Origin of the sequence: Cloacibacterium sp., assembly GCF_047601505.1 — a bacterium.
Taxonomy (GTDB): domain Bacteria; phylum Bacteroidota; class Bacteroidia; order Flavobacteriales; family Weeksellaceae; genus Cloacibacterium.
Genome location: NZ_JASGJD010000001.1, coordinates 101,932 through 125,460, shown reverse-complemented (window position 1 = coordinate 125,460; position 23,529 = coordinate 101,932). Strand labels below are relative to the sequence as shown.

Below are 23,529 nucleotides of genomic sequence, written 5' to 3'. Positions count from 1 at the left end.
AAAAATCTCTCAAAATTTTGAGAGATTTGTGTATTTATAGTTCCTAAGAATTAAAGTGAATAATTCGGAGCTTCTTGCGTAATAATTACATCGTGAGGATGAGATTCTTTAAGTCCAGAACCTGTAATCATCACCATTTTACCTTCTTTTTGAAGCGTTTCAATATTTGGAGTTCCGCAATATCCCATTCCGGCTCTAATACCACCAGTTAATTGGAAAATCACATCTTCTAATTTTCCTTTGTGAGGAACTCTTCCTTCAATACCTTCTGGTACAAATTTCTTAGCTTCAGATTGAAAATAACGCTCTTTACCGCCACGTTTCATTGCAGCTAAACTTCCCATTCCCTGATAAGATTTGAATTTTCTACCTTGGAAGATAATTTCGTCTCCAGGAGCTTCTTCGGTTCCAGCTAATAATGAACCTAGCATTACTGCGCCAGCACCAGAAGCGATGGCTTTTACAATATCACCAGAAAGTTTTATTCCACCATCTGCAATTACCGCTACATTATATTCTTTAGCTTTTTCGTAAACGTTGTAAATCGCAGATAACTGAGGAACACCAACACCTGCAACAACTCTGGTTGTACAGATAGAACCAGGCCCAACACCTACCTTTAGAACATTAGCTCCAGCATTGATAAGAGCTTCGGCAGCATCTGCAGTTACGATGTTTCCGCCAACGATGTCCAAATCTGGGAAACCATTTCTAATTTCAGAAATTTTGTTGAGAACACCTTTAGAATGTCCGTGTGCAGAATCTACTGCTATAATATCTACACCAGCTTCTACTAATGCAGCTACACGTTCCATTGTATCTTCGCCAACGCCAACACCAGCGCCTACAATTAGTCTTCCGTTTTGGTCTTTGTTGGCATAAGGATATTCTAATTGGTTGTCTATGTCTTTAATCGTAATTAAGCCAACCAAATGATTTTCGGCATCTACAATTGGGAGTTTTTCGATTCTGTTTTCTAAAAGAATTTTTTTAGCATCTTCTAGCGTGGTAGATTTGTCAGAAGTGATGAGGTTTTCTTTGGTCATTAACTCTTCCACTTTTTGATTGTCGTGTTCCTGATATTTTACATCACGGTTGGTGATAATTCCAATCAACTTGTTTTCTGCATCTACAACTGGCAAACCAGAAATTTTATATTTTGCCATTAATTCTTTAGCTTCTGCTAAAGTATGGTTCTTAGAAAGGGTAACAGGGTCTGAAATCATTCCGTTTTCCGAACGTTTTACACGATTTACTTGTGCTGCTTGTTCTGAAATAGGCATGTTTTTATGAATGAAACCAAGACCACCTACTCTTGCTAATGCAATAGCCAAATCTGCTTCTGTAACGGTGTCCATTGCCGCAGAAACGATAGGTACATTAAGCGTTATTTTGTCTGAAATTCTAGATTTAAGGGAAACCTGACTAGGTAAAACTTCTGAATAAGAAGGGATAAGAAGAACGTCATCGAAAGTGATGGCAGTTTCTACAATTTTACTGTGAATACTCATCTTTACTTTCTTTGCAAAATTAATAGATTTTTTGTTATTATGAAAATTAAATTTACATTAACAAAAAAAGATTTCAATAATTTGAAATCTTTTTTTGGATTTTTAGTTTCTTTCTTTAATTAGAATCCAATCTTTGAAGCTTAATTTAGCGCCATTGTCTGGTTCTGTCCATTCTAAGATATACCAATAAGTTCCGGTTGGTAGAACTCTTCCGTTGCTGGTGCCATCCCAAATGTAAGTAGATTGTTTTTCGTTAGAGTAAACTTTTCTTCCGTATCTATCAAAAATTAGAATTTTTACGTCTTTTTTTACTTTCAAATCAGAATAATCTAAAACATCGTTTATGCCGTCTCCATTCGGTGTAATGGCATTTATTTGGTTAAATATTAAAAATTCATATTCTATTGGAGTACATTTGTAGCTGTCTCTTACGTAAACAACTTGTAAACCTCTTTTAAGATTATTAAAAACATTGGATGTTTGCCAGTTGATTTTATCTAAAGAATATTCGTAAGGAGGTTTCCCGCCAGAAATATTTACAGTTATAGAGTTTCCTAGTTCTATAACAGAGTCGAACGTTGGGTCTTCTGCTTCAGAAATAGTGAAGGTTTGTTTGTAAACACAGCCATTTTGGGAAGTAAGTTCTACAAAATGAGTTCCAACTCCGTATTCTGCTTCTTCTGCGAATTGTCCTTCGGTTCCGTTGCTCCATTTGTAGTATGTGAAATTTGTTCCAGCATTAATTGTTGTAGTAGTGTTTTTGCAAATGGTTAAATCATGAATTTTTGAAGATGTTTCTGGCTGATTAAAAACAATCTGTAAAGCAAAAACATTTGGACAAAATGAAGGGTTTTCTGTTCTAATATAAAAAGTGGTATTAGCTGTAATTATCTTTTCGTCTGGAATTGTAGTACCAGATTTTGCTTCTTGTGCCTTTGCTAGTGTGTCATAGTAATAATAAGAAGTTCCATTTGTTAAAGCGGGAAGAAAATTAGATATTTTGGTGTCTTCTTTTCCGTTTAAATCGTTGTCGCAAACAGAACCAGAAATATCATTTACAGAAATTTTAGTTCCTATTTTAAAATCTATAAAACCTGTTGCGCTGGTACAACCATTTTTAGATGCTACTAAAACGTAAACTCTTGTTGGTGTTGTGTATGTCCAAGATTTCGGAAGTGCGGGGAAATTATAACCAGAATTATCAAAGTAATAAATATCAAAATCCGAAGAATTATTAACGATTGTTTTGGAAATTTCATCAAAATCTGGCTCGTATAATCCATCCAAATCGGTGTCACAAAGCGTAGAATTGAATTTTACAGTGTCAATATTTGGGATTGGATAAAATTTTAGTTCAATTGTTGCTACATCTGTACAGCCGTAACTGTTGGTTACTTTTGCATAAATTGTTTTAGGAAGAGAGTTGTAGCTTGTAAAATTACTGATAAGATTAGTAAAGGTTTTGGTAAGAGAATTGTAACTTTCGAAATATTCAATGCTAGTGATGTTGGTATCATTAGAAATTACAGCTTTGCTGAGGTCAAAATCTCCTGTTTTATCTGGCTTTATACAAGTGAAAGTTTCACCACCAAAAACTTTTAAATAGTTCACATTGATGTTTACTGTTATATATTCAGTATCTGGAAATTTTGGGTCTGTGCTAGAAAAACTATACGTAAAAGTATCAGTTAAAGCAGAAAGATTAGTAAGTGTATAGGTTATTTTGCCTGTTGTTGTATTGATGGTAACGGTTCCGTTAGTAGGAAGAGAGGTAATTTTAACGGTGCTGTAATCTACGGTTTGAGTTGATACAGAGAACGCTGGGGTATTAGTGGTGTAAGTTGGATTACAATTGCTTATTTCAACAGAATTAGAAGATTTAAAAGGACATCTTTGGAAACTGAAAATAGGAGAGTCTAAGGTTCCGCAACCTTGTTTTTCTATGTGCACGTAGTAGTCTCCGCTTTCTGTAGGATGGATGATGTAAGTGTTTGCGCCATCTCCGGTGTATGGTTGTCCGTTTAAAAACCATTGATAGTTGGTATAAGTATTATCTACCTCTAATGTAACGTTTCCTTTGTCGCAATCTCCACCTTTTGAGATAATTGGATTAGAATTAAATCCTGCGAAATATCCACCAAAACCTACAGCACCAGAGCCACCAGAAATACCAGCTGTTACTGCTTTGGTAGATTCTATAGCGATGTTTCCGCTTACGTTAGGAAAAACATAAGTTTCCCAATCATTAGTACCTTGAACTGCAAAAGGACCATTGATGCTAGAAGCTACAGTTCCATTTATTTTTATTGTAGCTCCTTTTTCTGTAATTACATTTAGTCTTACATTAAAATTACTTTGATATCCTATTTCGTTTACGTTTGCAAATTCATCAATCTTATTTGGGAGTAAACAAGCAAGTTGTGGTAAAATATTCATTCCACCAGAAGCGTAAGAATTAGCAGAACCTTGTCCACTGCTACCAACATCTACGCCGGCTAACATTTGATAAACGTATATTTTTTTGTCAGATTTTATATAAATGTTATAAGCATCTACACTAGAATTTGTATTAACATAGTCTGAACTGGGAACAATAGTATAATCTCCTTTTTTTGCAAGAATTCTAGGGATAGAACTTCCATTTACATAGAAAGAAGTATTGTCTTCGGTAGCAATAATTGCTAGGACTTCCATTTGAGTATCAAGATTTCCATTGCCTTTTAAAGAAATATATTCTGTGCCTAATCTTTCAATAGGGCTAGCCTGATCCATGTAAACATCGTTGTTTGCTCTATTAGGGGAAATGTTATTGAAGGCTCCATTTGTGACGGAAATAGGGTTATTAGATTGTATGTGCAAGGTGTTTAAACCAATTAAGTTATTTTGTGTATTGGCATAACTCTCTAAAATGTAAGATTCTCCTTTGTTCAGAGTAATGTTTTTTACCGTTGTAGAATTAACAGAATCTCCGTTAGATAGCACAATATTATCATTAAAATGGTCAAGAGTTATTGTGGTATTATCTTCGGAGGCAACAATTCCTACAGTAGAGTTAGCGTTACTTGCAGTGTTGTTATTCGGAGGAGTGTATGTGTAAAAATTTTTTCCTAGTCCTGCTTTTCCTTTAGAAGTTATAATTTCAGCATGATTGGAAACAGAAAATCTGAAATGAGCAAAAAATTTATATTCGCCCACAAGATGAAGTCCCATTTTATTTGGCGTAAATAAATTTGAAGCGTCACTAGAAATCATTAACGCTCTGTCTATTGGGACAATGCCAGGATTTCCTTTACTTATTGAGATGCTTTTGTATAATATATTGTTATTGTAAATTTCTACAACAAAAGGAGCTGTTTTATTGGTAGAAAGATATAGATATTGTTCTGCATTTTGACCTCCGGTTTTATCTGCAAAAGGAGCAAACCAATGTTCTGTGTCAAATTGACTATAAACGAAAGAATGCGCAAAAAGTAAAAATAAAATATATAGTAGTTTCTTCATTTGTTGAATAATTACTACAAATGTACTATAAAATTTAGAAAAAATTAATTTCGGTTTTTAACTAAAATCCAACCAGAATAAGCTGTAGAGACTTGTGTAAGAGGTTCGGTCCATGTTATTACGTACCAATAAGTGCCAGAAGTTACATTTCTACCGAATGATTTACCATCCCAAATGTAATTTTTGCCTTCAGATTGGTAGATTGCGGCGCCTTGTCTGTCAAATATTTTAATAGAAACATTATCTTTTATCCTCAAATCTGAGTAATCTAAAACATCATTAATGCCGTCTCCGTTTGGAGTAATTGCATTAATAAGATTGATGATTAAAAATTGAGATTGTATAATTTCACAAGCTTTTGAATCTTTTACATATACGGTATGTGTTCCTCTTGGGATGTTGCTAAAGATGTTTGAATTTTGATAATTAATTCCATCGATAGAATATTGATATGGAGCTTCTCCTCCAGTTACAGAAATGGTAGCTGTAGTGCCGGTAACTTCGATATTTGTAATTTTTGGACTTTCGGTTGCTGAAATAGTGAAAGTTTGTTTGTAAACACAGCCGTTTGGTGAAGTAAGTTCTACGAAATGAGTTCCTATGCCATAATCTGCTGTTCTTGCGAATTGTCCGTCTGTTCCGTTGCTCCATTTGTAATGAGTAAAACCTAAACCTGCATCAATAGTTGTAGTAGTGTTTTTACAAATTGTTAAGTCTTGTATGCTTGTAGAAGCATTTGGTACATTAATGTTCATTGTAAATGTTGCCCAATTGGCGCAAGCAGAATTGCTCTCAAATCTCAAATAAAAAGTTCTAGTATTGGTTACGTTTTGAGAACTTGAAATTGGATTTGCATTGTTTTTAGCATCAGATTCTGAGGCGAAATATTTTACAGAAACTGAGTTGTCATTGGTAAATAAGGTTTTGTATAAATCTAAATTTACGGTTTTTGTACCATCTAGATTGTCGTCACACTCGCTGGTAGAAGCGTTAGTTGTGATTAAAGGGATTTTATTCCCGAATTTAAAATCCAAAGGATAAATTTGAGCTGGACAATAATCAGATTCTATTCTTGCAAAAATTGTTGTGTCTGTAGTGGATGACCAATTCGTGCTCAAAGTAATTGAGTTTCCAAGATTGGCATCATTAATATCTGAATAATATTTAACTCTGTAAATTCCTGGATTTAAAAGTATTGCAGAAGTTACTAGGTCTAGATTTGCCTTAATTATACCGTCCAAATCGTCATCACAGATAGTTGTATTGAATTTAGAAAGGTCAATAATTGCTTTTGGCGATTCTACAACGCTTACTTTTTGAGTATAAGAACAAGAATTTGCCGAAGTTAAGGTAACGAAATAATCTCCTTTTCCAACGGAAATTGTTTGAGAAGTAGCTCCATTGCTCCAAGAATAACTTGAAAATCCTGTTCCAGCATCAAGCGTTGCTAAATCTCCTTCGCAAACGGTAACAGTGTCTGGTAGAGTAGTAGATTTGCTTGGTTGGTTGAATTTCAAAGTAATTGTTGCAATGTTGTCACAAAAACCACTTTTCTTTAATCTCGCATAAAAAATAATATCTGAATTGATGGTTTGAGCGTCTGTAGTAGAATTTTGTTCTAAATCTGCATCATTTTTGGTTTTGTAAAATTGATAAGAAAAACCAGTTTCCGAAGATAATTTAGAAAGGTAATCAGAAAGATGAATGTCTTGAGAATTATTCAAATCGTTATCGCAAACTATTTCAGTAATATCGTTTGTTGGAATTTTATTTCCGAATTTGAAATCCAAAGGATAAATTTGAGCTGGACAATAATCAGATTCTATTCTTGCAAAAATTGTTGTCTCTGTATTGGAAGACCAATTCGTGCTTAAAGTATTTGAATTGCCAATGTTTGCATCATTAATATCTGAATAATATTTAACTCTGTAAATTCCTGGATTTAAAAGTATTGCAGTGGTTACTAGGTCTAAATTTGCCTTAATTGTACCATCCAAATCGTCATCACAAATGGTTGTATTGAATTTAGAAAGGTCAATAATTGCTTTTGGCGATTCTACAACGCTTGCTTTTTGAGTATAAGAACAAGAATTTGCCGAAGTTAAGGTAACGAAATAATCTCCTTTTCCTACGGTAATGGTTTGAGTAGTAGCTCCGTTGCTCCAAGAATAACTTGAAAATCCTGTTCCTGCATCAAGCGTTGCCAAATCTCCTTCGCAAACGGTAACAGTGTCTGGTAGAGTAGTAGATTTACTTGGTTGGTTGAATTTCAAAGTAATGGTTGCAATATTATCACAAAAACCACTTTTCTTTAATCTTGCATAAAAAGTAATATCTGAATTGATGGTTTGAGCATCTGTAGTAGTATTTTGTTCTAAATCTGCATCATTTTTGGTTTTGTAAAATTGATAAGAAAAACCAGTTTCCGAAGATAATTTTGAAAGGTAATCAGAAAGATGAATGTCTTGAGAATTGTTCAAATCGTTATCGCAAACTATTTCAGTAATATCGTTTGTAGGAATTTTATTTCCGAATTTGAAAGTTATTGGATGAATTTCTGGCGTACAAATTCCGTTTTCTACTCTTACAAAAATAGTAGTGTCTGTATTATAAGACCAATCATTGGGAAGAGTGTTGGTGTTTCCGGCATTTGCATCGGTTAATAATTCGTAATATTTTACATTAAATTGAGTTTTATAATTGGAAATAATTATTGGGTTCAAATCTTGTAATTTAATAGAGATTTGTCCGCCAAGAGCGTTATCACAATTGGTGAAAGTTTGGGGATTAACAATTGCTTTTTCTACAAATTCTACAGTGATAGAGCCTTTTAAATTACAAGAAGAAGAGTAAATCATTACTTCGTATTTTCCAGTAGAATTTACGGTATAAGTAGCAGAAGTAGCGCCGGAGATTTCGTTTCCATCTTTGTACCATTGATAGGTGGCGCCTATTGAAGTAGCATCTAGTGTAACGGTATTTCCTTGACAAATTGCCGTGTTATTGGCAATAAGTTTATCTGTTCCTAAATCTTTATTTCCTAAGAAACTACCAGCTTTTAAGATTACTCCAGAATCATATAATCCATTTCCTTGGTCTGCAATTACCAATTTTATATGATAAGAATCTCCAGGTGTCACATCGGTTTGAGCCGTGAGAATTGCAGTTTGTCCGTTAAAACTAATTGGGCTTCCATTCGGGTTGAAATGTCCGAAATATTGAGCGTTATTTTCGTTGCACCTTCCTCCTGGTCCAAGTACATTTTGAGAGGTGATAGGAGTGTTGGTATTGGGAATTACTGCAAGGTTTTGATAATTAGGGTCTCCATTTTTTTTAATTAAGAAAGCAAAACCATCTGTGTATCCGCAGCTTCCAGAGTCGCCTTGTCTAAGATATTGCTCGGAAAGGAACATGTAATCAAAACTAATTTTATTAGTATTAGGAACAAAATCAAACTCTAAAACAGTAGCATTGGTAGTTGCTGTGATGTTTGCCGCGTTTTCTAAATCAGTATCGCCAGCCCAGCCTGTTTTGTTTCCAAAGCTTTGAGTGTTGTTATATGAGCCTACTGCATCGCTAACATTTCCTGTGGAAAGTAATATTCCGTCGTTAATTTCGAAATTTGTACCGTTAGAATTGATGTATCCGTAACTGTATATTCCGCCAGAATTCCATCCAGATATTTTAGCATTTGATATCGAAATACAATTGTTGTTATTCCCAATGAGTTTGTTTACTAATTCTGTAGCAGTATTAGTAGTGGTAGATATGCTAACATATTGAGCTCTTAATGTATGAACAAAAAGAATTAAAATTAAAAAAATATATTTGTGCCAATATGTTGTTATCATTTTTTTGGAGAATGGACTGCAAATTTAAACATTATAAAATAAAAAAAGAGACTATCTAAATAGACAGCCTCTCTTATGTATTTTAAAGGATGGTGATTAAGAAAGAGCAACTCTCTTGAATCCTGTAACTTTTAAATCTCCACTTACAGATTTTACATAATCTGCAACAGACATACCTCCATCTTTAATGAAAGCTTGGTGTACTAAAGTATTTTCTTTGTAGAATTTCTGCATTTTACCTTTAAGGATGTTATCGATAATGTTAGCAGGTTTTCCTTCTTTAGTTAAGATATCTCTTTCAATTTCTAACTCTCTGTCAATTACTTCTTGAGAAACTTGAGTTTCGTCTAAAGCAATTGGATTCATTGCAGCAACTTGCATAGAAACCGCTTTAGCAGCTTCTTCAGCGCCTTCTACATTAGCAGAAAGAGAAGCAAGAGAAGCAATTTTGTTACCAGCGTGGATGTAGAATCCAACGAAAGTACCATCTAATCTTTCAAATCCACCGATTTCGATTTTCTCACCAATAACACCTGTTTGTTCAATTAATTTTTCAGCAACAGTGATACCGTGGAAGTCAGAAGCTAAAAACTCTTCTTTGTCTTTGTAGAAAAGAGCTTGTTCAGCTAATTCGTGAGCTAGCTCAACGAAAGCAGCATTTTTCGCTACGAAGTCTGTTTCGCAATTTAAAGCGATTACAACTCCTAAAGTTTGATCTTCGTTTACTTTTGCAATTACAGCACCTTCAGTAGATTCTCTGTCAGCTCTGTTAGCAGCTACTTTTTGTCCTTTTTTTCTAAGGATTTCGATAGCTTTTTCAAAATCTCCTTCAGCTTCTGTTAAAGCTTTTTTGCAGTCCATCATTCCTGCTCCTGTTGTGTTTCTTAGTTTAGCTACATCTGCAGCAACTGGTGTATACATAATTGAAAAATTTTAATTATAATTGTGGTATAAATTTTTGAGTTGCAAAGATATGAAATTTCACTTAAACTAAAAAGCAGGTTTTTGCGTTATACTTTAAATTTTTAATGCCTATTATTTAACGAAATATGAATTGTAAAAATTATAAAATATTTTCTCTATTGTTTTTAATATCAGCAAGTTCTGTGTTTGCTCAGACAAAAGAAGAAACAGATAAAATAATGAGAAGCCAAGACCCTAAAGAGATTAGTGCTTTTGTGAAAAAATATCCTAACAATCCAAATGCCAATTTTCTTTCGAATAGATTAAAAAATCTTGCTCCTGCACAATCTTCTGTTGCGAAGCCAGTGATTAAACCCCTTAATTCTGAAAAATTAAGCAAAGAAGTAGAAAAAAAAGTGGAAAAAGGCAAAGCTGATGCTAATACCGAAAAAACAGTAAATCTTCTCAATAATCTTTTTAGTACAGATAGAAATAAATCTGAAGTTTTTGTGATGATTAAAAATAATTCTAACTGTAACCTTATTGTAAAAGTAGAAGGTAAGAAGTTTTTTAATCTTGATGTTCCCAAGAAAGGAGATAATTATTTACTTGTGCCAAAAGGAACATATAAAATCACTACCAAAATTTGTGATGCCAGCTATCAATCAACAAAAAATATTACCGAAGACACTCAGATTGTTTTAGGAATTAAGAAATAAAAAGAAAGGCAAGAATAAAATTTCTTGCCTTTTTTGTTTTATCCGGTAAATCTACCCATTTCTATAAATTTCTCTTGTCTGTGATGCATCAATTCTTCTTTATTGAAGTTTTTGAGAGATTTTATATTAGAAAGAATAGTTTTCTTTACATTTTGGTATGCTGCTTCTGGGTCGTAATGTGCGCCGCCAAGTGGTTCTTCTATTACGCCGTCAATTAGTTTTTCTTTCAGCATATCTTCTGGAGTAAGTTTTAGTGCGTTAGCTGCGGTTTCTTTGTATTCCCAGCTTCTCCAAAGGATTGAAGAACAGCTTTCTGGAGCAATTACAGAATACCAAGTGTTTTCCATCATGTATACTTTGTTACCAACGCCAATTCCTAGTGCGCCTCCACTTGCACCTTCGCCAATAATAATGGTGATGATTGGAGTTTTCAATTGGCACATTTCGTAGATGTTTCTTGCAATAGCCTCACCTTGTCCTCTTTCTTCTGCTTCTAAGCCAGGATATGCACCTGGAGTGTCTATAAAAGTAATAATAGGAATATTAAACTTTTCTGCCAATTTCATAAGTCTAAGCGCTTTTCTATATCCTTCAGGATTGCTCATCCCGAATCTTCTGCGCTGTCTTTCTTTGGTAGTTCTTCCTTTTTGTGTGCCAATAATCATTACACTTTGTCCGTCAATTTTTGCCATTCCGCCTACCATAGCAGGGTCGTCTGCAAAATTTCTATCTCCGTGTAATTCTAAAAAGCTATCTTTATCTACAATGCCATTGATAAAATCTAATGTATAAGGTCTGTCTGGATGACGCGATAATTGTACTCTTTGCCAAGGCGTAAGACTTCCGTAGATTTCTTTCTTTTTTTCTAGAATTTTATCTTCGATTTGGCTACAAGCCAATTTCATATCTACACCACTTTCTTCACCAACTAAAGAACAAGTTTGATATTGTTCCATCAGTTCCTTTATTGGCAATTCAAAATCTAAATATTCCATTTTATTGTTTAGAATTAATGCTCCAAATTTAATAATTATTTCTATTTATCGAAATTTATTTTAAAATTTCGATGGCAGCCTTTATTCTGCCGATGGTTTCAGCCTTTCCAAGGATTTCTACTAAATCTGGAACGTCTGGTCCTTTTAATTCTCCTACTAAAGATAGTCTTAAAGGCATCATTACTTTGCCAAAGCCCAATCCTTTTTCTTCTACCAAATGATGAATTTCTTCTTTTATTTTTTCTGAAATAAAATCTTCAATTCCGTTTAATTTTACAATTAAGTCGTTCAAAATAGCAAAGGTTTCTTCGTTCCAAGCTTTTTTTGCAGCCTTTTCGTCGTAAGAAATTGGTGCTTCAAAGAAGAATTTCCCTTCATTGTAAATATCTTTAACAAAAGTTGCTCTTTCTTTCATTAAACTAATGATTTTCAGTAAAGTATCATCAGAAAGAGAAATGTTTTTTGTTTCTTCTAAATTTTTAAAAATTTCCAAAACTTCTTCGCTAGATTTTCTTTGAAGATATTGATGATTAAACCATTCTGCTTTTTCTTTGGAGAATCTAGCTCCAGCTTTGTGAACTTTGTGAAGGTCAAATTCAGTCGCCATTTCTTCTAAACTTAGAATTTCTTTATCATCCGAAGGACTCCAACCTAAAAGTGCTAAAAAATTAACGAAAGCTTCTGGTAAATAACCTTCTTCTTTGTATCCTTTGTAAGTTTCGCCAGTTGCAGCATCATAGAAATTCATTGGGAAAACTGGGAACCCGAATTTTGCACCGTCTCTTTTGCTTAATTTCCCTTTGCCTTCTGGTTTTAAAATTAAAGAAAGATGTGCAAATTCTGGTGCTTGCCAACCCATTGCCTCGTATAATAAAACGTGCAGAGGCATAGATGGTAACCATTCTTCACCACGGATTACGTGGGTAATTTTCATTTCGTAATCGTCTATAATATTAGCGAAATGATAAGTTGGCATTCCGTCGTTTTTTACCAAAACTTTATCGTCTAAAGTATTGGTATTAACCGAAAACTTACCTCTAATAATGTCTTCAAGATTGATAATTCTGTCTAAAGGCATTTTGAATCTTACTACGTAAGGTGTTTTTGCGTCTAATAATTTCTGAACTTCTTCCTGAGAAAGTGCAATGCTGTTTCTCATTCTGTTTCTGCTGAGGTAATTGTAAGAAAAAACCTCGCCATTAGCTTCTGCTTCTGCTCTTGCTGCGTTTAGCTCTTCTGGAGTGTCGAATGCTAAATAGGCGTAATCTGTTTTTAGAATTATTTCGGTGTATTTGTCGTAAATATCTCTTCTTTCAGATTGTTTGTATGGGCCGTAGTTTCCGCCGTGTCTTGGGCTTTCGTCTGGGGTTATTCCGCACCATTCTAAAGCTTCCATTATATAATCTTCCGCACCTTCTACATATCTTGCGGTATCGGTATCTTCAATTCTTAAAACAAAATCTCCGCCTTGGTTTTTGGCAAAAAGATAGTCATACAATGCGGTTCTTACGCCACCTAGATGTAATGGTCCTGTTGGACTTGGCGCAAAACGCACTCTTACTTTACTCATTATATGTGAAATTTTTAATGTGCAAATTTACGTTTTTTTATGCTTTTTGAGATATTATGTTTTGTCTAATTTTTTTTAATTAATTTTGTACTTTAAAATATAGAAATTATGCTAGAAATCGGAGAAAGACCTTGGGGCAAATATTATGTATTAGCAGATGAACCCAATTTTAAATTGAAAAGAATTGAAGTTTTGCCAGGGCAAAGATTATCTTACCAATACCATTTTAAAAGACAAGAAGCTTGGACAATGATTCAAGGGACTGCAAAGATTACTTTGGATGGGGTAGATAAAATTTATAATTATGGAGAAACTGCTTTAATCCCGTTATCTGCAAAACACAGAATTGAAAATGTAGGAGAAGACCTTTTGGTTTTTATAGAAGTACAAACAGGAACTTACTTCGGTGAAGATGATATTGTAAGAATAGAAGACGATTATAAAAGAGATTAATTGTCTGTTTTGATTTGATTAACGCACAATAAATTACAAAACTTGCAACTATTAGGAATAGCTCAGATTTTCCTTTTTTGCATTAAAGAGGCTGTCTCAAAATGGAGACAGCCTCTTTTAGTAAATTTTATATTTAGAAAAACTAATATCCAAATAATTCTTCTAGAGAAATTGTTTTCACTTCGCCTAGTTTTTTAAGGTCTTCCATAGAAACTTTTTTGTCTGATGCTACCAAACAATACGTGTAAGGTTTACCAGAAAAATGTGACTGATGGAATTGATTCAATTCATCTAAAGAAATTTTATCTACAGAAGCATAGATTTGTTTTCTAATATCATCTTTAAGACCAAGTTGTTGAGCTCCAAGGTAATTGTAAATAATACCATCTTGAGTAATACGCTCGGTTTCAATGTCTTTTTTAACTTGTCCTTTTGCTAAATCTAGATTTACAGGTAATTTAGGCATTGTAGTTAATAGTTCATTCATTGCTGCTACAGCATCATTAAATTTATCTGCTTGGCTACCAACGTAAGAAAGCATGTAATAATCGTCTGATTTTTTAGCAGGAGAAACATAAACGCCATAAGTACTGTAAGCCAAAGCTTTACTTTCTCTAATCGTTTGGAAAACCAAACTTCCCATTCCTCCACCAAAATAATTATTGAAAACATTAATTACAGTAGCATTTTTAGGGTCGTAAGTTTCTGTATTTCTTACCCATCTTGTTTCTGCTTGAACCATTTCGTAATTGGTGAAAAACACTTGGTTTTTGTCTTGTGCAACTTGTTTAAATACTTTTGGAGCAGAAGCTGTAGCGAAAGTTGCGGGAACTTTGTGAAGCGGAGCTAACTTTGAAGTAAGTTCAGAAATTGCAGCAGGACCATAATAAATTACGGTTTGCTCATAATTATTAAGATTTTTTACTTTATCTACCAATTCTTGAGCGGTAACAGCAGCTAAGTCTGTATCTGAAAGTACATTGTTGAATTTATTTTTAGAACCATAAAGCGCATAGCTTGTTAAACCTTGCATTATAGCACCTTTGTTTAATTTTGCATCTTTTCTCGCTTTTGCCATTCTCGCTTTTAGGGCTACCAAAGCTTTATCGTCAGCTTTTGCATTTAGAACGATGTCTTCGTATAATTTTACTGCTTTTTCGAAGTTTTCTTGTAAACCTTCAATGGTTACAGTAGTATATTCTTCGCTTGAAGAAATATTGAAACTTGAAGCAATTTTGTAAAATTCTTTAGAAATTTGTTCAGAAGTTTTTTTATCTGTTCCTAAAAACTGAATGTATTGCGCTGCTAAAGGAAGTTTCAAATCATTAAGAGAACCAATTTTATATCTAAATCTTAATCTGTAAATAGAATTGTCTTTGTTTGGAACGTATAGCACTTCAGCTTTTCCAAGTTTAGATTTTAAAATATCTTTTCCGTAATCTAAAAATACTGGTTTTGCAGGAGTTGCAGGCATATCGTTCACCATTTTCACAAACGGAGATTGCTTATCTGCATTGGTTTCTACTGGTGTAATGGTTGGCTTTTCTATTTTTACCAAGTCTTTTCTTTCGCCTTTTCTCTTAAGAACAGCAACGTAGTTGTCTCCAAGATATTTATTAGCAAAAGCTACTACATCTTCTTTTTTGATTTTAGACAAATCATTTACGTAAGCAACTTGAGTTTTCCAATCTAATTCTGAAGTGAAAGCATCCATCAAATCGCTAGCTCTGTTTCCGTAGTTTTCGGTGCTTTGAATTTTATATTTTTTGATGTTATTAACGATAGAAGGAATTAAATCGTCATCAAAATTTCCTTTTTTAAGATTGTCTATTTCAGCTAAAACCAAAGATTTTACATCTTCTAAGCTTTGTCCGTTGGTAGGAGCTGCCGAAAGATAAAGAATTCCGTAATCAATTAAAGGATAAGTGAAAGCACTTGCTCTTAATAATTTTTGTTTTTTAACTAAATTCAAATCTAAAAGTCCAGCTTTTCCGTTGGTAAGAACTTGTCCTACTAGATCTGCAAGAAGTACATCTTTGTCTTTGTTTCCTGGTAATCTGAAACCGATAGTAACACTCTCTGCATCTGGTCCTACTACTTCTTTTACAATTGGAGCAGTAATTGAAGCTTCTGGAGAAAAAGTATATTTAACAACTGGTTTTTCTTTCATGTAAGAAAAATCTTTGTCAATTTTAGCAATTACTTCATCAGGATTGAAATCTCCAGATAAGATAATACCCATATTATTTGGTACGTAATAATTGTTGAAATATTTTCTAATTTCTACCAAAGAAGGGTTTTTGAGGTGTTCTACGGTTCCAATAGTGGTTTGTTGACCGTAATTGTGATTTTGGAATAAATTTGAAAATAAAGTTTCTGAAACCAAAGAACCATCACTGTCTAAACTTCTGTTTTTTTCTTCGTAAACCGCTTCTAATTCGGTATGGAAAATTCTAAGAATTGGGTTTCTGAAACGTTCAGCTTGTACAGCAAGATATTTATCCAAAGAAGAACTTGGTACGTCGTCTGTATAAACTGTTTGCTCGAAACTTGTGAAAGCATTGGTGCCTTGAGCTCCCATTGCAGACATCATTTTGTCGTATTCATTTGCGATAGCATATTTACTTGCAACGCCAGAAACGGAGTCAATTTTTTTGTAAATTGCTTTTCTTTGAGCTTCATCTTTAGACTTGTTGTATTGTTCGTAAAGTGCATCAATTTTGTCTAACTCTGGTTTTTCTTTTGCCCAATCTAAAGAACCATATTTATCAGTTCCTTTGAAAAGCATGTGTTCTAAATAATGTGCCAAACCTGTATTGGTGGCAGGGTCTGTTTTGCTACCAGCTTTCACGGCAACGTAAGCCTGAATTCTTGGGTCTTTTTTGGTAGGACTCAAAATTACAGTCAAACCATTTTTTAAAGTGTAAAATCTTGCTTGAGTAGGGTCGTTGGTTACATATTTGTAGCTGTAACCGCCACTTTTTGCCTCTTTCCACTCAAATTGAGATTGTGCGTAAGATGCTACAGAAATTACCATAGCTGCAAACGCAAACGTAAGCTTTTTAATCATAAAAATTAATTTTATAGTTATTAGACGAGTTTTTTCTAAAATTGTTTCTGATGAATTCATTTTTTTTGAAAAATTTAACATTTACCTCTCAAAAAGCAATCTTTCAGCATGTTTTTCAGGAGAAACCTTACCATTTTCGAAAGCGAGAAATCCATTTACAAAAGTATGTGAGATTTCAGAATGGAAAGTTTCGTTTTCTAACGGGCTCCAGCCACATTTGTAGAGAATGTTCTCTTTAGAAACAGTATTTTCTGTATTTGGATTAATAATTACCAAATCTGCTTTGTAGCCTTCTTTTACAAAACCACGTTTTTCAATTTCAAATAAAATTGCAGGATTGTGACACATTTTTTCTACTACTTTTTCTAAAGAAATTTTGCCTTTTTTGTAATATTCGAACATAACTTGCAAAGAATGCTGAACCAAAGGCGCTCCAGAAGGGCATTTTAAGTATTTGTTAGATTTTTCTTCTAAAGTATGTGGAGCGTGGTCTGTAGCAATTACATCAATTCTATCATCCAATAAAGCTTCCCAAAGTCCGGTTTTGTCTTTTTCTGTTTTTACCGCAGGATTCCATTTGATAAGAGAACCTTTGGTTTCGTAATCTGCATTGGTAAAATGAAGATGATGAACACAAACTTCTGCTGTGATTTTCTTTTCTTTCAGAGGAATGTCATTTCTAAAAAGTTCGGTTTCTTTAGCTGTTGAAAGATGATAAATGTGCAATCTGGCTCCAGTTTTTCTTGCCAATTCCACTGCTTTTGAACTCGAAAGATAGCACGCTTCTTCGCTTCTGATGAGGTGATGGAATTTTACAGGAATATCTTCTCCATATTGTTCTTTATAGATTTCTGTATTTTTTCTAATGGTAGTTTCGTCTTCGCAATGCACACAAATTGGCATTTTTACTTTAGAGAAAATTTCTTCTAACGTTTCAGGATTATCCACTAACATATTTCCTGTGGAAGAACCTAAAAAAAGTTTAATGGCTGCAACATTTTTGGGATTTGTTTTGAGAACTTCTTCCAAATTATCATTGGTTCCGCCCATCGAAAAAGAATAATTGGCGTAAGATTTTTCGGCAGCAATTTTATATTTTTCTTCTAAAAGTTCTTGTGTTACCGCATTCGGAACGGTGTTCGGTTGCTCTATAAAACTGGTAGTTCCGCCAGCAATTGCAGCTTTGGATTCGCTTTCAATGTCGCCTTTGTGTGTTAAACCTGGTTCGCGAAAGTGAACTTGGTCGTCTATAACGCCCGGAATAAGAAATTTCCCTTCGGCATCAATTATTTTATCCAAATTTTCTTCGGGAATGGTTTCAGAAATTTTTGCAATCAAATCATTTTCAATTAAAACATCAGATTTAAAAATCTTTCCTTCGTTTACAATTTGAGCATTTTTAATTAAGATTCGCATTTTACTTTTAGATTTTTACAAATTTAATTGAAGTTTTGAGTAAAGCCAAAAGAATTTAAAATTTTAATTGCTTTAGAAAACCTTTGTCTAACTGATTTCTTTAAAAATCATAAATCCCGAATCGTAAATCCCAAATCTTATAGTTACTTTTGCATTCTAAAATTGTAGAAAATTGAAAAAACTTCTGAACGAAACCATCATTTACGGAATAGGAGCAATATTGCCAAGAGTAATAACATTTCTCTTAAATCCTTTGTACATTCATTACATAGATAAAGAAGCATTTTCGGTGTTTTCTAGTTTGTATTCGTGGATTGCGTTGGTAAATGTGATGTTAACTTTCGGTTTCGAAACTTCTTTTTTTAGATTTTCTACCGAAAAAGAGAACGAGAAAATGTCTTTCGATACCTCTTTTTGGTTTATTTTCGGTTTGGCTTCGGTTTTTTTAATCTCAATTTTAATGTTTAGTGCGCCACTTTCTGTGATTTTAGATTATGCAAAAAATCCGGAATTTTTAAGATGGTTTGCCATGATTGCTTTTTTAGATGCTATTTGCGTTATTCCATTTGCGTGGTTACGTTTTCACAATATGCCGATAAAATATTCTGTGATAAGGGTTGCGTCTATTTTTGTGCAAACCGTTTCTGTAATTGCACTTTTTATTTTTGTGCCAACAAGTACATCCAAAAAATTAGGTTTAGACGGGCAAGTTTCTTATCCTTTCATTAGTAATTTATTGGGAAGTTTGGCAACATTTGTACTATTACTTCCGATTATTTTGAAGGTAAAATTTCGTTTTAGCAAAGAACTTTTTTCGAGAATGATAAAATATTCTTGGCCTATTATGATTGCTGGTTTAGCTTTTCAGGTCAATGAAAATTATGATAAAATCACTCAATATTACAATATTTCTAAAGCAGATGCAGGTGCTTATGGTGGTTGTTATAAACTAGCCGTTTTGATGACGCTTTTTGTTACAGCATACAGAATGGGAATTGAGCCTTACTTTTTTAAGCAAATGAACAACGAAAATGCAAAAAATAATTACGCAAAAGTAACCGAATATTTTTCGTTTTTTGCCTCAATTGTTGCCATGGGAATTATTGCCAATATTTCTTGGTTGAAGGTTATTTTTATTACAGACCATAGTTATTGGACGGCAATGGATATTGTTCCTATTATTGTAATTGCAAATCTATGTTTTGGGATTTACTATAATCTTTCTACTTGGTACAAAGTAACTGATAAAACATATTTCGGTACCCTAATTTCTTGGTTTGGAGCAGGTGTAACCATTGTTTTGCATTTGTTATTTCTACAAAAATATGGTTTTATGGTTTCTGCTTGGGTTACTTTTATCGCTTATTTTCTAATGATGGTTTTGTCTTATTTTCTCGGACAAAAATATTATCCAATTCCATATAGAATTAAGAAAATTTCTTTTTTCTTGGTTTTGTTGATGGTTTTTAGCTTTATTTCGGTAAAATATTTTAATTATAACGTTTGGCTCAGCAATATTTTATTCTTTATTTATAGTGGAATTTTGTTGTACAGCGAAAAACAATTTATCCTTTCAAAAATTAAAAAATGACAATAAAAGTAATTAATAAATCTAAACACAATTTGCCAAAATACCAAACCGAACTTTCGGCAGGTATGGATTTGTATGCCAACATAGACGAACCTATTACACTGAAATTTTTAGAAAGAACACTAGTGAAAACTGGTTTATTTATTTCTTTACCAAAAGGTTACGAAGCACAGGTGAGACCAAGAAGTGGGTTAGCTTTTAAAAACGGAATTACCGTTCTTAACACTCCTGGTACAATTGATGCAGATTATCGTGGTGAGATTGGAGTAATTTTAGTAAATTTATCTGCTGCTGATTTTACCATAAATGACGGAGACAGAATTGCACAATTGGTAATTGCAAAATACGAAACTGCAATTTGGGAAGAAGTAGAAAATCTAGACGAAACAGAACGTGGCGAAGGAGGATTTGGCAGTTCTGGCGTTTCAAAAAAATAGAATAACAAAGGAAAAAATAAAAACTCAAGAAAATTATTATCAATGAAAATTATCGTTCCAATGGCTGGACGCGGTTCCAGACTTAGACCTCATACTCTTACGGTTCCCAAACCTTTAATTCCTATTGCTGGTAAACCTATTGTACAAAGATTAGTAGAAGATATTGCTAAAGTAGCGGGAGAAAAAATAGACGAAATTGCTTTTATTATTGGAGATTTCGGCGAAGAAGTAGAAAAATCTCTTATAGAAATTGCAGAAAAATTAGGAGCTAAAGGAAGTATTTATACTCAAGATGAACCTTTAGGAACGGCTCACGCTATAAAATGTGCCGAAAATTCTATGCAAGGTGATGTAGTAATTGCATTTGCTGATACGCTTTTCCGTGCAGATTTTGTATTAGATAAAGTTTCTGATGGTGTAATTTGGGTGAAAAAAGTAGAAGATCCTTCTGCTTTTGGGGTTGTAAAATTAGATGATTATGGTTTTATTACAGATTTTGTAGAAAAACCGCAAACTTTTGTTTCTGATTTGGCAATTATCGGAATTTATTACTTCAAATCTGCTGAAAAATTGATGGACGAAATCAATTTTATCATGAATAATGACATTAAGCAAGGTGGAGAATATCAATTAACTACCGCTCTTGAAAATCTCAGACAAAAAGGAGCTAAATTTTCTCTTGGTAAAGTAGATGATTGGATGGATTGCGGTAATAAAAATGCTACAGTAGAAACCAATGGCAAAATTTTAGACTACGAAAAAGAAGAAATGTCTCATTTCCCAGCTTCGGCAAAAATTGAGGCTAGTCTTATCATTCCGCCGTGTTTTATTGGCGAAAATGTAGAAATTATAAATTCTAAAATTGGACCTTATGTTTCTCTAGGAAACGGAACAAGTGTTGTGAATTCTAATATTGAAACTTCTCTTGTTCAAGAAAAAACCATTATTAATCATGGTAATCTTAGCAATTCTATGATTGGAAACAATGCGCATTATTACGGCGTTTCCAGAGAGATTTCTTTGGGAGATTATTCGGTTTTAGATTTTCATTCTAAAGACTAATAAATTTGTTCTAATCTCTTAAAATATCAAAACACACAAAATCATTTGTGTGTTTTGGCGTTATAATTGTAATGTTTTTTTGGAAACAATTATAAAAATTATGAAAAATTTTATTCTAAGTATATTTGCGGCATTAGCTTTACTTTCTTGTAAAAGCAAAACCGTTGTTCAAACTAATGTACCAGTTGAAAAACCAATTGTAAATTCTAACAAAGCTTTTTTTGATAAAATATTGAAAAAAGATGATTTTGAAAGTATAAAAATTAGCAGTAAAATAGATGCGGAAACTGGGCAATTTGTACCAACTTTAGACGCTACATTTTACATCGAAAACAATCAAAAAGTTTGGATTAATTTGCAAGCTTTATTTATCAATATGGCTAGAGGAATTGCAACTCCTTCTGGGATTAAAGGTTATGAAAAAGTAAATAAAACTTATATAGATTCAGATTTTTCTTATATTAATAATTTATTGAAAGTTAATTTTATAGATTATAATTCTTTGCAAAATTTATTACTGGGGAAAACGTTTGTTCCAGTTAATGAAAATGATTATTCTCTTACGCCAAACGAACAAGGATTTGTTTTAAATTCTATAAAAAATCAAATTTTTGAAACCAATGGTAAAAAAAGCGAATACAAAATAAGCCTTGATTATGATAAAGAATTGGACCTTAAAAAAGTTTTTTTAGAAGACTTAACTTCGAAAAATACGTTAGAAATTAATTATGATAATTTTGAAAATATTGGTTCACAAAAACTCCCAAAAAATGTTAAAATAATTATAAAAGGACAGAAAACAGACCAGATTTTCATAGAAAATACGAAATTTGACTTTTTGAAGATGGAAACACCTTTTTCCATTCCTGCTAATTACACAAAGACCATAATTAAATGATGCATAGAAAACTGAGTTTATTTTTAGGATTATTGATGTTCGGCTTTGCCTTTTCTCAGCAACCAGAAAATAGAAAAGAGCAACTCCAAAGACAAAATGCCGAACTGAAGAAACAAATTGCTAACATTAACGCAGAACTAGCAAAAGCAAAAGGCGAAACAAAACTTTCATTGGCTTATCTTGCTGGCGTAAATCAAAAAATTACGCTTAGAGAAAAAGTGGTAAATAATACCCAAAAAGAAAAAAGATATATTGAAGATGATATCTACAAACGCCAATTAGAAATTAATAAATTCAATAGAGAATTAAAAGTTCTAAGAAAAGACTATGCGGATATTCTCGTAAAAGCATACAAAAATAAAGGCGTTCAAAATAAAGTTACTTTTATCCTTTCTTCCAGAAATTTAGGCGAAGCTATTAGAAGAGTTCAGTATTTAAAACAATACGGAGAATATCAAGATAAAAAAGCTGCCGAAATCTCGGATAAAGCTACCCAAATAAAAAAATCTATCTCTCTAAAACAAAAATCGGTAAACGAAAAAGATGCTTTGCTTAACAGACAAAAGCAGGATTTAGTAGTTATACAAAAAGAAAGAAAAGACAAAGAGGTTCTTTTGCAAGAATTTAAGAAAAATGAAGCCAAACTTACCGCAGATTTAAGAGCAAAACAAGCCGAAAATAAAAAGGTAGAATCTGCAATTAGAAATATCATTAACGAAGAAATTAGAAAAGCTAGAGAACGTGAAGAAGCCGAGAAAAAGGCTGAAGCAGAACGTATAAGATTAGCTAAAATAGCAGCTGAAAAAGAAAAAACAAGACTAGAAGCGGCAAGGAAAGCGGAAGCTGATAGGCTAGCTGCAGAAAAGAAAAAAGCCGAAGAGGAAGAAAGAAAACTTGCAAAAATAGCTGCTGATAAAGAAAAAGCAGAAAAAGAGGCGAGAGCAAAAAATGACGCAGCGAAAATTGCAAAAGCCGAAAAAGAGAAAAAAGAATCTGACGATAGATTAAAAGCTGCTCAAGCTAAAGCAGATAACGCAAGAAATGCATCTAAAGCACTCGAGGTAAAAACAGAGAAAGAAAAAGATGCCATCGAAGAACAAAAAATGAAAGACTTCGGTGTAAGCAAAGTTGTAGCTGGAAGTAGTTTTGCTGAAAATAGAGGAAGAATGTCTTTTCCTGTTTCTAGTGGTACCGTTATTGAAAGGTTTGGAAAACAACCGCATCCTGTTTTTAAAAATATAATTATTGAAAATAATGGTGTCAAAATAAAAGTACCTGCCGGAAGTAAAGCAAGATGTGTTTTCCCTGGTGTTGTCGCTAATATTCTTGTAACTGGAGGTGCAAAAACAGTTTTAGTAAAACATGGGGATTATTTTACAATTTATGGTAATTTAGAATCTACTAATGTTGCAAAAGGTCAACAAGTGTCTGCGGGAACAATTATTGGAGGTGTTGGTTCTGATATTGAAGGGATTTATGCTCTAGATTTCCAAGTTTGGAATGGGCAAACTCCAGTAGATCCTCTTGGTTGGGTTTCCTATTAATTTATGTG

15 protein-coding genes are annotated in these 23,529 nt (G+C 33.2%); 7 read left to right on the top strand and 8 right to left on the bottom strand.

Features of this window, described 5'->3' with window-relative positions; all coding sequences use genetic code 11:
- Positions 1-50 precede the first annotated feature (50 nt).
- The 4 genes from guaB to tsf all read right to left on the bottom strand — a co-directional run bounded on the left by guaB (position 51) and on the right by tsf (position 9,784).
- Positions 51-1,511 carry an IMP dehydrogenase gene (gene guaB, locus QM746_RS00545; protein ID WP_414982426.1) on the bottom strand — a complete coding sequence of 487 codons (1,461 nt, stop codon included), beginning with the start codon at positions 1,509-1,511 and terminating at the stop codon, positions 51-53.
- A gap of 102 nt (positions 1,512-1,613) precedes the next feature.
- Entirely contained in the window at positions 1,614-5,012 is a 3,399-nt protein-coding gene (locus QM746_RS00540) for a gliding motility-associated C-terminal domain-containing protein (protein ID WP_414982425.1), read from the bottom strand.
- Positions 5,013-5,056: 44 nt separating this feature from the next.
- Positions 5,057-8,863 (bottom strand): choice-of-anchor L domain-containing protein, encoded by a 3,807-nt coding sequence (locus QM746_RS00535; protein WP_414982424.1) that lies wholly within the window; start codon positions 8,861-8,863, stop codon positions 5,057-5,059.
- Positions 8,864-8,959: 96 nt separating this feature from the next.
- A complete protein-coding gene (gene tsf, locus QM746_RS00530; protein ID WP_414982423.1) occupies positions 8,960-9,784 on the bottom strand; it encodes a translation elongation factor Ts in 825 nt (274 codons plus the stop codon).
- Between the two features lie 128 nt (positions 9,785-9,912).
- On the opposite strand from tsf, the gene QM746_RS00525 reads away from it, so the two are divergent.
- On the top strand, positions 9,913-10,485 hold the full coding sequence (locus tag QM746_RS00525; protein WP_414982422.1) for a DUF6759 domain-containing protein: 573 nt from the start codon (positions 9,913-9,915) through the stop codon (positions 10,483-10,485).
- A 38-nt stretch (positions 10,486-10,523) separates the two neighbouring features.
- Here the strand turns inward: QM746_RS00525 and QM746_RS00520 are convergent, their stop codons facing one another.
- On the bottom strand, positions 10,524-11,480 hold the full coding sequence (locus QM746_RS00520; protein ID WP_414982421.1) for an acetyl-CoA carboxylase carboxyltransferase subunit alpha: 957 nt from the start codon (positions 11,478-11,480) through the stop codon (positions 10,524-10,526).
- 55 nt (positions 11,481-11,535) lie between these two features.
- Positions 11,536-13,050, bottom strand: coding sequence for a glutamate--tRNA ligase (gltX, locus tag QM746_RS00515; RefSeq protein ID WP_414982420.1), 1,515 nt, complete (start codon positions 13,048-13,050; stop codon positions 11,536-11,538).
- Between the two features lie 108 nt (positions 13,051-13,158).
- On the opposite strand from gltX, the gene QM746_RS00510 reads away from it, so the two are divergent.
- Positions 13,159-13,503, top strand: coding sequence for a phosphomannose isomerase type II C-terminal cupin domain (locus QM746_RS00510; protein WP_374364769.1), 345 nt, complete (start codon positions 13,159-13,161; stop codon positions 13,501-13,503).
- A gap of 142 nt (positions 13,504-13,645) precedes the next feature.
- On the opposite strand, the gene QM746_RS00505 is transcribed toward QM746_RS00510, so the two are convergent.
- Together QM746_RS00505 and QM746_RS00500 are read right to left on the bottom strand one after the other, a co-directional pair.
- Positions 13,646-16,540 (bottom strand): M16 family metallopeptidase, encoded by a 2,895-nt coding sequence (locus QM746_RS00505; protein ID WP_414985102.1) that lies wholly within the window; start codon positions 16,538-16,540, stop codon positions 13,646-13,648.
- Between the two features lie 114 nt (positions 16,541-16,654).
- Positions 16,655-17,989 carry a dihydroorotase gene (locus tag QM746_RS00500; RefSeq protein WP_414982419.1) on the bottom strand — a complete coding sequence of 445 codons (1,335 nt, stop codon included), beginning with the start codon at positions 17,987-17,989 and terminating at the stop codon, positions 16,655-16,657.
- Positions 17,990-18,161: 172 nt separating this feature from the next.
- On the opposite strand from QM746_RS00500, the gene QM746_RS00495 reads away from it, so the two are divergent.
- The 5 genes from QM746_RS00495 (at position 18,162) to QM746_RS00475 (ending at position 23,521) form a co-directional block, all read left to right on the top strand.
- Positions 18,162-19,580 carry a lipopolysaccharide biosynthesis protein gene (locus QM746_RS00495; protein ID WP_414982418.1) on the top strand — a complete coding sequence of 473 codons (1,419 nt, stop codon included), beginning with the start codon at positions 18,162-18,164 and terminating at the stop codon, positions 19,578-19,580.
- Positions 19,577-20,017, top strand: coding sequence for a dUTP diphosphatase (dut, locus tag QM746_RS00490; RefSeq protein ID WP_414982417.1), 441 nt, complete (start codon positions 19,577-19,579; stop codon positions 20,015-20,017). Before QM746_RS00495 ends, dut begins: the two co-directional genes overlap by 4 nt.
- Positions 20,018-20,059: 42 nt before the next feature.
- A complete protein-coding gene (locus tag QM746_RS00485) occupies positions 20,060-21,079 on the top strand; it encodes a sugar phosphate nucleotidyltransferase (RefSeq protein ID WP_414982416.1) in 1,020 nt (339 codons plus the stop codon).
- A 100-nt stretch (positions 21,080-21,179) separates the two neighbouring features.
- Entirely contained in the window at positions 21,180-21,977 is a 798-nt protein-coding gene (locus QM746_RS00480) for a DUF4292 domain-containing protein (RefSeq protein WP_414982415.1), read from the top strand.
- The gene (locus QM746_RS00475) at positions 21,974-23,521 is read left to right on the top strand and encodes a peptidoglycan DD-metalloendopeptidase family protein (RefSeq protein ID WP_414982414.1); all 1,548 of its coding nucleotides are present in this window, start codon (positions 21,974-21,976) and stop codon (positions 23,519-23,521) included. Before QM746_RS00480 ends, QM746_RS00475 begins: the two co-directional genes overlap by 4 nt.
- Positions 23,522-23,529: the final 8 nt, after the last annotated feature.